Below are 12,622 nucleotides of genomic sequence, written 5' to 3'. Positions count from 1 at the left end.
CCGCCTCCGACCGCGTCGACGGCGTCGAGCCCGACATGGTCGACCAGAACAACGCCCCGAAGTCGGAGGCGCCCACCGCCGCCGCCGTCATGCCGATGAACATGATCCAGGCGCTGAACTCGGCCCTGCACGTCAAGATGGCCGAGGACCCCAATGTCCTCAGCTTCGGCGAGGACGCCGGTTATTTCGGCGGCGTCTTCCGCGTCACCGATCAGCTGCAGCAGAAGCACGGCCTGACCCGCAGCTTCGACGCCCCGATCAGCGAATGCGGCATCGTCGCCGCCGCCATCGGCATGGGCGCCTATGGTCTGCGCCCGGTCGTCGAGATCCAGTTCGCCGACTACATCTACCCGGCGTACGACCAGATCGTCTCGGAGGCGGCCAAGCTGCGCTACCGCTCGGCCGGCCAGTTCACCTCGCCGATCGTCGTGCGCAGCCCCTATGGCGGCGGCATCTTCGGCGGCCAGACGCACAGCCAGTCGCCCGAGAGCCTGTTCACCCACATCGCGGGCCTCAAGGTCGTCATCCCGTCCAACCCCTATGACGCCAAGGGCCTGCTGACGGCGGCCATCGAGGACGACGACCCGGTCATCTTCTTCGAGCCCAAACGCCTCTACAACGGCCCGTTCGACGGCTGGCACCAGAAGCCGGTCTCGCCGTGGAAGGCCCAGGAACTGGCCCAGGTCCCGACCGGCAAATACGTCGAGCCGATCGGCAAGGCGCGCATCATGCGCGAGGGCGCCGACGTCACCATCCTCGCCTATGGCACCATGGTCTGGGTCAGCCTCGCCGGCGCCGAACACGCCGGCGTCGACGCCGAGGTCATCGACCTGCGCACCCTCGTGCCGCTGGACATCGAGACCATCGAGGCCAGCGTCAGGAAGACCGGCCGCTGCGTCATCGTCCACGAGGCGCCGAAAACCTCCGGGTTCGGAGCGGAACTCAGCGCCCTCGTCCAGGAGCGCTGCTTCTACCATCTCGAGGCGCCGATCGCGCGGGTGACCGGCTGGGACACCCCCTATCCGCACGCCTTCGAGTGGGAATATTTCCCGGGACCCGAGCGGGTCGCCACGGCCCTGAAGGCCGTCATGACCGGAGGGCGCTGAGATGGGTCGTTACGTCTTCAAACTGCCCGATGTCGGCGAGGGTACGGCCGAGGCCGAACTGGTCGCCTGGCATGTCGCGGTCGGGGACACGGTCGCCGAGGACCAGATCATCGCCGACATAATGACCGACAAGGCGACGGTGGAGCTGACCTCGCCTGTGGCCGGCAAGGTGCTCGCCGCGCATGGCGAGCCGGGCCAGCAGCTGGCCGTGGGCTCGCCGCTGGTGGAGTTCGAGGTCGAGGGGGCGGGGAACGCCAGTGCTGTCGCCGACAGCCCCTCCACCGCTTCGCGGTCCCCCTCCCCATCCGCAAGCGCGGACGGGGAGGAGACGGCCGCCGTCGTCGCTTCCGTCTCCTTCCCACGCAGTGGGGAGGGGGACCAGCCGAAGGCTGGTGGAGGGGCGCCCGTCGCCGCATCCCCCGGAAACCACGTCTTCAAACTGCCCGACGTCGGCGAAGGCACGGCCGAGGCCGAGCTGGTCGGCTGGCACGTCGCGATCGGCGACGTCGTCGCCGAGGACCAGCTTCTCGCCGAGGTCATGACCGACAAGGCCACCGTCGAACTGACCTCGCCGGTCGCCGGAACCGTCGTCGCCCTGCACGGCGAGGCGGGCCGGCAGATCGCCGTCGGCGGGCCGCTGGTCAGCTTCCAGGTCGAGGGCAAGGGCAATCAGGGCTCCGCGCCCGCACCGGCCCCCTCCACCGCGCAAGCGCGGTCCGGTCGTCAGGCCGGCTCCGCCGACCTCTCCTCCACCCCCGATGGGGTAGGAATGGCCCCGCCGCCGGCGGCTCCTCATTCTCCCCCCACAGGGGGGAGTACCCGCGAAGCGGGGGAGGGGGGCAAGGCCCGCACCCTCTCCGCCCGCGGCGAACGCCCGCTCGCTTCTCCCGCCGTGCGCAACCGCGCCCGCGAGCTCGGCGTCGAACTGCAGTTCGTGCCCGGTTCCGGCCCGGCCGGCCGCATCGAACACGGGGACCTCGACGCCTATGTCGCCCAGGGCTCCAGCGGATCGTCCGCTCTCGGATCATCCAACGCCTCCACCTACGCCCGCGCCGAGGGAACCACGGAAACCCGCATCATCGGCCTGCGCCGCAAGATCGCGGAGAAGATGGCGGACAGCGTCCGCCGCATCCCCCACATCACCTATGTCGAGGAGATCGACGTCACGGCCCTTGAGGAGCTCCGCGCCCACCTCAACGCCAACCGCAAGGGCGACCAGCCCAAGCTGAACGTCCTGCCGTTCATCGCCCGCGCCATCGTCGTCGCCCTGCGCGACCAGCCGACGATCAACTCGCACTACGACGACGAGGGCGGCGTCCTGATCACCCACGCCGCCGTCCACCTCGGCATCGCCGCCCAGACGCCGAACGGCCTGATGGTCCCGGTGGTGCGCCACGCCGAGGCCCGCGACCCCTACGACACGGCCGCCGAGATCGCCCGCGTCTCCAGCGCCGCCAAGTCCGGCAAGGCGACCCGCGACGAACTCAGCGGCTCGACCATCACCATCACCTCGCTGGGCACCCTGGGCGGGGTCGTCCACACCCCGATCATCAACCACCCCGAGGTCGCCATCGTCGGCCCCAACAAGATCGCCGAGCGGGTCGTCGTGAAGGACGGCCAGATGGTCGTGCGCAAGATGATGAACCTGTCTTCCAGCTTCGATCACCGCATCGTCGACGGCCACGACGCGGCTGTGTTCGTGCAGCGGATCAAGGGCCTGCTGGAGCATCCCGCGACGCTGTGGATGGGGTGACCGTGCCTTCCCTTCTCCCTTAGGGAGAAGGTGGCGGGGCGGAGCCCCGTCGGATGTGGGGTTACGGCGCCGGACGGCCCTGGCGCCGTAACCCCACACCCTCCCACCCGGCGGCGCCGGGCGGGCCCCTCCCTCTCCCTCAGGGAGAGGGGTCAGACTGGCGAGTGAGTGAAATGCAGCAGATCTCCACCAAAGTCCTGATCATCGGCGCCGGCACCGGCGGCTATGTCGCCGGCATCCGCTGCGGCCAGCTCGGGCTCGACACGGTGCTGGTCGATGGCGGCGACGGCCTCGGCGGCACCTGCCTCAACGTCGGCTGCATCCCTTCCAAGGCGATCATCCACGCGGCGTCGAAGTTCGAGACGGTGGCCAAGGCGGCCGACGGCGGCACGCTGGGCATAACCGCCAGCAAGGCCGCCATCGACCTGAAGGCCACCGTGGCCTGGAAGGACGGCATCGTCCGCAAACTGAACACCGGCGTCGCCGGCCTGCTGAAAAAGGCGAAGGTCAAGGTCATCAACGGCTGGGCGACCTTCTCCGACGCCCGCACCTGCACGGTGAAGACCGCTGACGGCGACATCACGATCACCGCCGAACACGTCATCCTCGCCACGGGTTCGGACCCGGTGGAGCTGCCCTTCCTGCCGTTCGGCGGCGACGTCCTGTCCTCGACCGAGGCCCTGTCGCTGGACACGGTCCCCGGCAAGCTGGTCGTGGTCGGCGGCGGCTATATCGGGCTGGAGCTCGGCATCGCCTTCCGCAAGCTGGGGGCCGAGGTCGCCATCGTCGAAATGGCCGACCGTCTGCTGCCGCTCTACGACAAGGCCCTGACCGATCCGGTGCGCAAATGGCTGGAGACGCACGGCGTCGAACTGCACCTCGGCGCCAAGGCGGGCACCTTCGAAAAGGGCCAGCTCGACGTCACCACCAAGGACGGCCAGGCGCTCAAGCTCAAGGCCGACAAGGTGCTCGTCACGGTCGGCCGCAAGCCGCGCACACAGGGCTGGGGCCTCGAGAACATGGCCGTGGCCATGGCCGGGCCGTTCGTCAAGATCGACGACCGTTGCGCCACCAGCATGAAGAACGTCTGGGCCGTCGGCGACCTGACCGGCGAACCGATGCTGGCCCACAAGGGCAGCGCCCAGGGCGAGATCGTCGCCGAGATCATCGCGGGTCACGACAAACGCTTTGATCCCGTGACCATCGCCGCCGTCTGTTTCACCGAGCCCGAGATCGTCTCCGCCGGCCTCGGCCCGCAGGACGTCGACGGCCGCGACGACGTCATCACCGCGGTCTTCCCGCTGATGGCCATCGGCCGCGCCCTCGCCATCGAGGCCGGCGACGACGGCGGCTTCGTCCGGGTGCTGGCGTCAAAGACCGACCACCGCCTGCTCGGCGTCCAGGCGGTCGGCCAGCACGTCTCCGAACTGTCCAACAGCTTCGCCCAGATGCTGGAGATGGGCGCGGTGCTGGAAGACGTCGCCGGGACCATCCACGTCCACCCGACCATGGGCGAGGCCTTCCACGAGGCGTCGCTGCGGGCCCTGGGGCATGCGATCCATATCTAGGGATTAGGGATTAGGGATTAGGGATTAGGGATTAGGGATTAGGGATTAGGGATGAGGGATGAGGGATGAGGGATTAGGCGGAGCGGCCGTCTCGGCGCCTTCGTCTCTATCCTCGACCCTCGACCCTCGATCCTGGACCCTGCCTCTCATCTCTCATCCCTAATCCCTAATCCCTCATCCCTCGCCCCTCCCCCCTCGCTCCTCTCCTTCGTCCAACCGTCACAAAGCTCTGGTCTAACCCCCTGAACCTCGGAGACCGATCATGGCCCGCACGCTTCTCGCCGCCGCCTCAGCCATCGCCCTGCTCGCCCTCGGCGCCTGTGGCGAGAATTCGGGCGGCGCCCAGGGCGAACGCGCCGGGGTCTGGGCCGCCGGCTCCTCGACCGTCTTCCCCTTCACCACGCGCGTGGCCGAGAATTTCGCCCGCACCTCGGGCGGCGCCGCGCCGCGCGTCGAATCGCTGGGCACCGGCGGCGGCATCCAGGCCTTCTGCCGCGGCGTCGGATCGAACACCCCGGACATCGCCAACGCCTCGCGCCGGATGAAGAAGTCCGAGTTCGAGATGTGCCAGGCGAACGGCGTCACCGACATCGTCGAACTGAAGATCGGCTATGACGGCCTGGTTATCGCCACAGCCCTCGACGCGCCGGACTACGGCTTCACCGGCGACGACCTCTACCTCGCCCTGGCCAAGCAGGTGCCGGGACCGAACGGCACCTTCGTCGCCAATCCGAACACCACCTGGAACCAGGTCAATCCCGGCCTGCCGGCCACCCGCATCATGGTCTACGGCCCGCCGCCGACCTCCGGCACGCGCGACTCCTGGATCGAACTGGCCATGGCCCCGTCGGCCAAGGCCATCCCGGCGCTGGCCGCCATGGCCGAGAGTGACCCCGACCGGTTCGAGGCCATCGCCCACACCCTGCGTGAGGACGGCGGCTGGATCGACTCGGGCGAGAACGACAACGCCATCGTCCAGACCCTGACCCGCACCCCCGGCTCGACCGGCGCCTTCGGCTATTCCTTCCTCGAGCAGAACTCCGACTCGGTGAAGGCGCACAGCGTCAATGGCGTCATGCCGACGCTCGAGACCATCGCCTCCGGCGAATATCCGATCTCCCGCTCGATGTTCATCTACGTCAAGAAGGCCCACATCGGCGTGATCCCGGGCGTGAAGGAGTTCGTCATGGAATATATGTCGGAAGCCTCGGCCGGCCGCGGCGGCTATCTGCAGGACCGCGGCCTGGTGCCGCTGCCCGCCGACGAACTGGCCGCCCAGCGCGCCATCGCCACGGCGATGACCTCGATGACCAGCCCGGAATAGCCCGCATCACCTCCCCGTCGGCGAAGGCCGATGGGGAGGACAGATCGCGGAGCGATCAGGAGGGGGCGGCTCGGTGATCGGGGATTGGCGCCGGGCTGGCCGACGCCGGCGCCGCCCCCTCCGGGTCGCCGCTTCGCGTCGACCGTCCTCCCCATTCGCCTTCGCGAACGGAGAGGTGAGCCTACGCCGCGACCTTCTTGCGCAGCCGGGCGATGCGCCGCAGCCGTCGCCAGAAGCGGCCGCGCTCGGGCTCGGGATAGGGCTGCAGGTTCTCGACGAACTGCTCGGCCGAGGCGCGCCAGCTGAACTTTTCGGCATAGGCCCGCACCGCCGTCCGGTCGCATTCCAGCGCCGCCATACAGGCCACCCGCAGGTCCTTGTCGATGGCCCCGGCGTTCGAGCCCGGGATGATGTCGATCGGCCCGTGCGCCGGATAGGCCGCCACCGGCGTGCCCGTGGCCATGGCCTCGAGGATCACCAGGCCGAAGGTGTCGGTCCAGCTGGGGAAGACGAAGACGTCGGCGTCGCGGAAGCAACGCGCCAGCTCCTCGCCAAACCGCGCTCCGAGGAATTTCGCCTCCGGATATTTCTCCTGCAGCTCGGCCCGCGCCGGCCCGTCGCCGACGACGATCTTGGTGCCCGGCAGGTCGGTCTTGAGGAAGGATTCGATGTTCTTCTCGACCGCCACCCGGCCGACATTGAGCCAGAACGGCCGCGGCCAGTCCTCGCCGCCGAGCTCGTCATAGATGCGCTCGAGATCGGGATTGAACTGGATGGTGTCGACGCCGCGCGACCACGGCGACACATTGCGGAAGCCGTGCGCCAGCAGCTCGTCGCGCAGCGTCGGCGTGGCCACCATCAGCCGGCCCGACGGCTTGTGGAACCACTTCATATAGGCGTAGCCGACCTGCACCGGGATCGGGAACCGGGCCGAGACATACTCGGGGAATTTGGTGTGGTAGCTGGTCGTGAACGGCAGTTTCCACTCGACGCAGATGCGCCGCGTGGCGATGCCGATCGGCCCTTCGGTGGCGATATGCACCGCCTCCGGCTCGAAGGCGCGCAGCCGTTCGCGGATCTCCTCCTCGGCCCCCAGCGCCAGCCGGATCTCCGGATAGGTGGGGCAGGGGATGGTCTTGAACTGGCTGGGTTCGATGACCTCGACCTCATGGCCCATGCCGCGGCATTCGGCGATGGTCCGGGTCAGGGTGCGGACGACGCCGTTGACCTGGGGCTCCCAGGCGTCGGTGGCCAGAACGATGCGCATGTGGGCCGGGTGGCTCCGCCGTTGATCGGGCAAAACCTCTAGCGCCTCGCGCGCCGGTTGGCGAGACATCGGGACGCGGCACAAGCTCTCTCCCTTTCCCGTAAGGAAAGGTGTAGGGGGCCGATCATGACCACGATCGCTTCCTCCGCCCCGGCCCTCTCGCAGGACTGGGACACCCTCGACCACGGCAAATTCGCCGACGAGACCGCCGCCGTGCGGGCCATTCTGGGCCGCGTCCCGCTGACGCCGGACGGCCGCGAGACGGTGGTGCGCGAGGCGATCGACCTGGTCGAACGGGCCCGGCGCAGCAACCAGCGCCAGGGCGTGGTCGAAAGCTTCCTGCAGGAATTCAGCCTCGGCACCCGCGAGGGCCTGGCCCTGATGTGCATGGCCGAGGCCCTGCTGCGCATCCCCGACGAGGACACCCGCGACAAGCTGATCGCCGAAAAGATCGGCTCGGCCGACTGGGCCAAACACCTCGGCCAGTCCGACAGTCTGTTCGTCAACGCCTCGACCTGGGGGCTTATGCTGACCGGCAAGCTGGTCGACGTCGACGAGGACGCCAAGCGCGACCTGCCCGGCTTCCTGCGCCGCGTCGCCGGCCGCGTCGGCGAGCCGGTCATCCGCCAGGCCGTCGCCGCCGCCGTGCGCATGATGGGCGAGCAGTTCGTCGTCGGCCGCACCATCAACGGGGCGCTGAAGCGCTCGGCCCGCGAGGGCTGGCTGTGCAGTTTCGACATGCTGGGGGAGGGCGCCCGGACCACCGCCGACGCCGAACGCTATGAGGTGGTCTACGCCGAGGCCATCGAGGCCGTCGGCAAGATCCGTCGCGACACGCCGGAGATGCGCGGGCCCCAGACCGGCCACGGCGTCTCGGTCAAGCTGTCGGCCCTGTCGCCCCGCTATGAGGCGACGCACGAGCCGCGCGTCTGGGACGAGCTGTATCCGCGCGTGAAGCGGCTGGCCCTCATCGCCGCGAAATATGACATCAATTTCTGCATGGACGCCGAGGAGTCCGACCGCCTCGCCCTGTCGCTAAAGCTGCTGGACGCCCTCGCCCACGACCCCGAGCTGGGCGAGTGGAAGGGCCTCGGCCTCGCCGTCCAAGCCTATCAGAAGCGCGCCCCCGAGGTCATCGCCCGCGTCGCCGACCTCGCCCGCGCCTCCCGCCGCCGCATCATGGTCCGGCTGGTCAAGGGCGCCTATTGGGACACCGAGATCAAGCGCGCCCAGGTCATGGGCCGGCCCGACTATCCGGTCTTCACCACCAAGGTCGCCACCGACGTCAACTATCTGGTCAGCGCCCAGGCCATCATCGACGCGGCGCCGCACCTGTACGGCCAGTTCGCCACCCACAACGCCGTCTCCCTCGCCGCCGTGCACCGCATGGCGAAGGAGGCCGGGGTCGCCATCGAATTCCAGCGCCTGCACGGCATGGGCGAGCCTCTCTACGACGCCGCCGAGGCCGCCTGGTCCGACGAAAAACTGACCATCCGCGCCTACGCCCCGGTCGGCGGCCATGAGGAGCTGCTGCCCTATCTCGTCCGCCGCCTGCTCGAGAACGGAGCCAACTCCTCATTCGTCCACGCCCTGCTGGACGAGCGCGTCCCCGCCTCGACCGTCGCCTTCGACCCCGTCGCCGCCCTCGAAAGCCAGCCCGGCCCCCACCCCAAGATTCCGGTCCCCCAGCACATGTACGGCAATCGCCTCAACTCCCTCGGCCGCGACTACAGCCAGCTCGACCAGCGCGAGCGCCACGCCGTCGCCCTCGACCTGATCGACCGCGAAAAGCTCAACTCGGGCCCGATCGTCAGCGGCGTGCTGCGCGCCGGCCAGAACCCGACCGACGTGACCAGCCCGTCCGATCGCGAGGACGTGCTCGGCTATGTCTCCGAGGCGACCGAGTCCGAGATCCATCAGGCCATCGAACTGGCGGCCCGCGCCCAAGTCGTCTGGGACGACGCCGGCGGCGCCGCCCGCGCCATCGTGCTGCGCTGCATGGCCGATGCGCTGGAGGCGGACATGGACCGCTTCGTCGCCCTGCTGGCCCGCGAGGCCGGCAAGACCCTCAACGACGGCGTCGCCGAGGTGCGCGAGGCGGCCGACTTCTGCCGCTACTACGCCATGCTGGCCGAACGCGACTTCGGCGGCCCCGAGACCCTGACCGGGCCGGTCGGCGAGACCAACCAGCTGGTCCTGCACGGCCGCGGCGTCTTCGCCTGTATCAGCCCGTGGAATTTCCCGCTGGCCATCTTCACCGGCCAGATCGCCGCCGCCCTCGCCGCCGGCAACGCCGTGCTGGCCAAGCCGGCCGAACAGACCCCGCTGGTCGCCGCCGAGGCGGTTCGCCTGTTCCACAAGGCCGGGCTCAAGCCCGACCTGCTGGCCCTCGTCCCCGGTCGGGGCGAGACCGTCGGCGCCGCCCTCGTCTCGCACCCGGGCATCGACGGCGTCGCCTTCACCGGCGGCACCGACACCGCCCGCGCCATCAACACCGCCATCGCCAAACGCGAAGGGGCGATCATCCCCTTCATCGCCGAGACCGGCGGCCTCAACGCCATGTTCGTCGACACCACCGCCCTGCGCGAACAGGTGCTGGACGACGTCGTCCTGTCGGCCTTCGGCAGCGCCGGCCAGCGCTGCTCGGCCCTGCGCATCCTCTATGTGCCGAAGGACTCGGCCGAGGGGCTGATCGAGGGGCTCAAGGGCGCCCTCGCCGTCCAGGTCGTCGGCGACCCCGCCGACCCCGCCACCGACATCGGCCCGGTCATCGACGCCGAGTCGCGGGAGAATCTCGAGGCCCACCTCGCCCGGCTGGAGAAGGAAGCGAAGGTTCTCGCCCGCGCCACCCTGTCCGACAGCGCCAACGCCGGCGCCGGCCCGGGCGACTATTTCGCCCCGACCCTGGCCGAGATCCCGACCCCGGACTTCCTCGAACGGGAGGTCTTCGGCCCGATCCTGCACATCTACCGCTACGATCCGAAGGACCTGGCCTCGGTCGCCGGCAAGCTGGCCGCGCGCGGCTACGGCCTGACGCTGGGCGTGCACAGCCGCATCGAGGCCTTCGCCGCCCAGGTCGTCCGCCTGGTGCCGGCCGGCAATGTCTATATCAACCGCTCGATCACCGGCGCGGTGGTCGGCGTCCAGCCGTTCGGCGGCGAGGGCCTCAGCGGCACCGGCCCCAAGGCCGGCGGCCCCTACAGCCTGATCCGCTACGCCTCCGAAAAGGCCATCAGCAACAACATCGCCGCCCAGGGCGGAGACCCGGCGTTGCTGAACCTGTAGGGGGCCGGACGGGGCGGAGTGTACGACCGCAACGGGAGGAGGGCCCTGGAACCTAGCTAAAAATCATCAAGCCCAGGCGGCAAGCCAGGAAAACGTAGACGGCGCCGAAGGCGGCGAAAAAGCCGGCCGAAGCGTCCCAGCCTCGCGTCATCGCCGCCACTTGTGGCGGGATTGCAGGCCCGAGCCCTGCTGGACCCATAGCGATCAGCGCGCAGACGAAGGCTGCCCCGGTGCCGATGCAAGCAATACGTAAAGCAGCCTCTGGGGCTCCCCATACCACGATAGCGAACGCAGCAGAGGTCAGAGCCCCTGAACCCACAGCCGTGAGCCAGTAGAGCCAGACGTTGCGCGTCCGAGCCTGGATCGCGACAAGCAACCCCGTGAAGATGGCGGGACCCAGCCCAAGTACGTACGCCGCCAGAACGGGTATGCCGCCGAGCATCAAAGACAGCCACAGGATCGGCAGCCCCCCGATCAGGAGCAGTCCAACAAGAGGGCCTGCAGCAGCGAATATCGCCGTCGTTTTGAGGATTGAATTCCATCTCATGGCAGCGCGAGCCATGCGGCGCCCGACCCTAAACCTCCCATGGGTCCGTCTCCCCCCGCTCCCCCTCCGCCGCCCACCGCAGCGTCCCGATCCGCAACCCCGCCGCCCCGGCCCGCAGCCGCGATTGCAGCTCCAGCCCGGAGCCCGGGGCCAGCCGCTCGGCTCGCCCGCTCAGACCGCCCGCCGCCCGGCCGTCACGATCGACGAAGCGGATTTCCACCGTCAGCCCGGTGTACAGCCGGTCGCCGAGGTTGGTCAGGGCTCCGCGCCAGGTCCGGCCGCCCAGCGGCTCCTCGACCAGCTGGCTGCGGGTCAGCGCTACCCGATCCCTTCCGGCCGCCGCCATCACCGGTCCGCCCCCTTCACCGCCGCCGGATGGCGCGCCGCCTTGCGGAACAGCCAGGCCGACAACAGCCACAGCCCGCCGAAGAAGCCGGTCATGACATAGATGACCTGCGGCCAGTTCTCGCTGCCCGCGCCCCAGCCGGCGGCCAGGGCCGCCGCGCCGGCGAGGCCCTGCAGCACCGCCATGGCCAGCAGCGCCCGCGCCATCCCGCGCGCCCGGAAGTCCGCCGCTAAGCCGCCGATGACGCCGGCGGCGAGGATGCCGAAGAACATCAGATTGGCCGGATCGTCCTCGCCGCCGATGATCCCGACCGCCAGATTGACCCAGACCAGCAGGAAGCCCGCCCCGACCGCGACCACCACCCCGGCCCGGTAGGCGAGGTCGCCGGTCGCCCGCAGCGCCAGTTCGCAGACCCCCGCGGCGATCAGCAGCATCACGCCCCAGATGACGAAGTCCAACACGCTCCAGTCCATGCCGTCGACAAACTGCTGCGCCGCCAACGGCGCCAGCCACAGCGCGGCCGCCCCGCCCCAGAACAGCGTCCTCAACATCCGGTCCAGTCCCGTCCCGGTGGTCGCCAGATTACCCGTCATTTCGCCCTGCCTCGATGATTGCGTGAGGCCCCAACCTGCGCCGCCGGCCGGGTGAGCGGCATGAGCAAACCCTGAGCAAACGCTGAAAACGGCGCCGCGACGGCCCCGCGACATCTTCGCTTGACTCATTTCGACGATTAGCTAATCATCACACTGTGAGCTCGGTCTTCAAAGCCCTTTCCGACCCGACCCGCCGCCGCGTGCTTCAGCTGCTGCGCGCGGGCCCCCTGAGCGCGGGCGAGCTCAGCGACCGCTTCGACGTCTCGAAGCCGACCATGTCGGCGCATTTCGCGGTGCTGAAGGAGGCCGACCTCGTCCACGCCGAAAAGGCCGGAAAGTCGGTCATCTATCACCTGAAGCTCACGGTGCTCGAGGACGCGCTGCTGGGCTTCGTCCATTCCGTCGGCCTCGGCGCGGAGACGCCCGAGGCCGGACCCAGCAAGGAGACAGCCAAATGAACCGGGATCTGATCGGCAATCTCGCCTGGGGCGGCGGCATCGTCGCCCTCGCCCTCGCCGACAGCTTCGCCCGCCGCGAGGGCTATATCGACGCGGACATGGTCAACCGGATCGTGCTGGGCGCGACCGGACTTATGATCGCCTGGCAGGGCAACCGCCTGCCCAAGACCTTTGTGCCCAGCGCCTGCGGCCGTGAGGCGCGGCGGGTCGCCGGCTGGTCCATGGCCCTCAGCGGCCTCGTCTACGCCGCCCTGTGGGCCTTCGCCCCCTTCCAGGTCGCGCTGATCGGCGGCTGCGGCGCGATCATCCTCGGGATGGCCGTGACGTTCGGCTACGGCTTCTGGCTGCGGGGCCGGGCGAGGCCGGCCTGAGAGG

Annotated in this window: 11 protein-coding genes; 7 read left to right on the top strand and 4 right to left on the bottom strand. The window is 69.4% G+C overall.

What is annotated here, in order from left to right; translation table 11 throughout:
• Positions 1 to 35: 35 nt before the first annotated feature.
• The 4 genes from ACK4JY_RS09695 to ACK4JY_RS09680 all read left to right on the top strand — a co-directional run bounded on the left by ACK4JY_RS09695 (position 36) and on the right by ACK4JY_RS09680 (position 5,751).
• Entirely contained in the window at positions 36 to 1,106 is a 1,071-nt protein-coding gene (locus tag ACK4JY_RS09695; protein WP_409605154.1) for an alpha-ketoacid dehydrogenase subunit beta, read from the top strand.
• Position 1,107: 1 nt separating this feature from the next.
• Positions 1,108 to 2,859, top strand: a complete 1,752-nt coding sequence (locus ACK4JY_RS09690; protein ID WP_409605108.1) for a 2-oxo acid dehydrogenase subunit E2 — start codon at positions 1,108 to 1,110, stop codon at positions 2,857 to 2,859.
• 173 nt (positions 2,860 to 3,032) lie between these two features.
• Positions 3,033 to 4,427 (top strand): dihydrolipoyl dehydrogenase, encoded by a 1,395-nt coding sequence (gene lpdA / locus ACK4JY_RS09685; protein ID WP_409605106.1) that lies wholly within the window; start codon positions 3,033 to 3,035, stop codon positions 4,425 to 4,427.
• 262 nt (positions 4,428 to 4,689) lie between these two features.
• Positions 4,690 to 5,751, top strand: coding sequence for a substrate-binding domain-containing protein (locus ACK4JY_RS09680; RefSeq protein WP_409605104.1), 1,062 nt, complete (start codon positions 4,690 to 4,692; stop codon positions 5,749 to 5,751).
• A 181-nt stretch (positions 5,752 to 5,932) separates the two neighbouring features.
• Here the strand turns inward: ACK4JY_RS09680 and ACK4JY_RS09675 are convergent, their stop codons facing one another.
• Complete coding sequence (locus ACK4JY_RS09675; protein ID WP_409605102.1) at positions 5,933 to 7,018, bottom strand: glycosyltransferase family 4 protein; 1,086 nt, start codon at positions 7,016 to 7,018, stop codon at positions 5,933 to 5,935.
• 126 nt (positions 7,019 to 7,144) lie between these two features.
• On the opposite strand from ACK4JY_RS09675, the gene putA reads away from it, so the two are divergent.
• Positions 7,145 to 10,303, top strand: a complete 3,159-nt coding sequence (gene putA / locus ACK4JY_RS09670) for a bifunctional proline dehydrogenase/L-glutamate gamma-semialdehyde dehydrogenase PutA (RefSeq protein WP_409605100.1) — start codon at positions 7,145 to 7,147, stop codon at positions 10,301 to 10,303.
• 52 nt (positions 10,304 to 10,355) lie between these two features.
• On the opposite strand, the gene ACK4JY_RS09665 is transcribed toward putA, so the two are convergent.
• The 3 genes from ACK4JY_RS09665 to ACK4JY_RS09655 are packed head-to-tail and all read right to left on the bottom strand — an operon-like array spanning position 10,356 to position 11,789.
• Complete coding sequence (locus ACK4JY_RS09665; protein ID WP_409605098.1) at positions 10,356 to 10,850, bottom strand: hypothetical protein; 495 nt, start codon at positions 10,848 to 10,850, stop codon at positions 10,356 to 10,358.
• Positions 10,851 to 10,878: 28 nt separating this feature from the next.
• Positions 10,879 to 11,196, bottom strand: coding sequence for a hypothetical protein (locus ACK4JY_RS09660; RefSeq protein WP_409605097.1), 318 nt, complete (start codon positions 11,194 to 11,196; stop codon positions 10,879 to 10,881).
• Positions 11,196 to 11,789: a hypothetical protein gene (locus ACK4JY_RS09655; RefSeq protein ID WP_409605095.1), complete on the bottom strand. Its 594-nt coding sequence runs from the start codon at positions 11,787 to 11,789 to the stop codon at positions 11,196 to 11,198. The genes ACK4JY_RS09660 and ACK4JY_RS09655 overlap by 1 nt, the downstream gene beginning before the upstream one ends.
• A gap of 155 nt (positions 11,790 to 11,944) precedes the next feature.
• Between ACK4JY_RS09655 and ACK4JY_RS09650 the strand changes: the two genes are divergently transcribed.
• Positions 11,945 to 12,247: an autorepressor SdpR family transcription factor gene (locus ACK4JY_RS09650; RefSeq protein WP_409605093.1), complete on the top strand. Its 303-nt coding sequence runs from the start codon at positions 11,945 to 11,947 to the stop codon at positions 12,245 to 12,247.
• Entirely contained in the window at positions 12,244 to 12,618 is a 375-nt protein-coding gene (locus ACK4JY_RS09645; RefSeq protein WP_409605091.1) for an ammonium transporter, read from the top strand. Before ACK4JY_RS09650 ends, ACK4JY_RS09645 begins: the two co-directional genes overlap by 4 nt.
• The last annotated feature ends 4 nt before the right edge of the window (positions 12,619 to 12,622 follow it).

This window comes from Brevundimonas sp. (genome assembly GCF_046295595.1).
Taxonomy (GTDB): domain Bacteria; phylum Pseudomonadota; class Alphaproteobacteria; order Caulobacterales; family Caulobacteraceae; genus Brevundimonas.
The sequence above is the reverse complement of the archived record's forward strand: the minus strand, read 5'-3'. Positions and strand labels throughout refer to the sequence as shown.

Excerpts from the sequence above, each read along its gene's own strand:
- lpdA (WP_409605106.1), top strand. The coding sequence starts at position 3,033 with ATGCAGCAGATCTCCACCAAAGTCCTGATCATCGGCGCCGGCACCGGC.
- ACK4JY_RS09680 (WP_409605104.1), top strand. The coding sequence starts at position 4,690 with ATGGCCCGCACGCTTCTCGCCGCCGCCTCAGCCATCGCCCTGCTCGCC.
- putA (WP_409605100.1), top strand. The coding sequence starts at position 7,145 with ATGACCACGATCGCTTCCTCCGCCCCGGCCCTCTCGCAGGACTGGGAC.
- ACK4JY_RS09695 (WP_409605154.1), top strand. The coding sequence starts at position 36 with ATGGTCGACCAGAACAACGCCCCGAAGTCGGAGGCGCCCACCGCCGCC.
- ACK4JY_RS09645 (WP_409605091.1), top strand. The coding sequence starts at position 12,244 with ATGAACCGGGATCTGATCGGCAATCTCGCCTGGGGCGGCGGCATCGTC.
- ACK4JY_RS09675 (WP_409605102.1), bottom strand. The coding sequence starts at position 7,018 with ATGCGCATCGTTCTGGCCACCGACGCCTGGGAGCCCCAGGTCAACGGC.
- ACK4JY_RS09690 (WP_409605108.1), top strand. The coding sequence starts at position 1,108 with ATGGGTCGTTACGTCTTCAAACTGCCCGATGTCGGCGAGGGTACGGCC.
- ACK4JY_RS09655 (WP_409605095.1), bottom strand. The coding sequence starts at position 11,789 with ATGACGGGTAATCTGGCGACCACCGGGACGGGACTGGACCGGATGTTG.
- ACK4JY_RS09665 (WP_409605098.1), bottom strand. The coding sequence starts at position 10,850 with ATGAGATGGAATTCAATCCTCAAAACGACGGCGATATTCGCTGCTGCA.
- ACK4JY_RS09660 (WP_409605097.1), bottom strand. The coding sequence starts at position 11,196 with ATGGCGGCGGCCGGAAGGGATCGGGTAGCGCTGACCCGCAGCCAGCTG.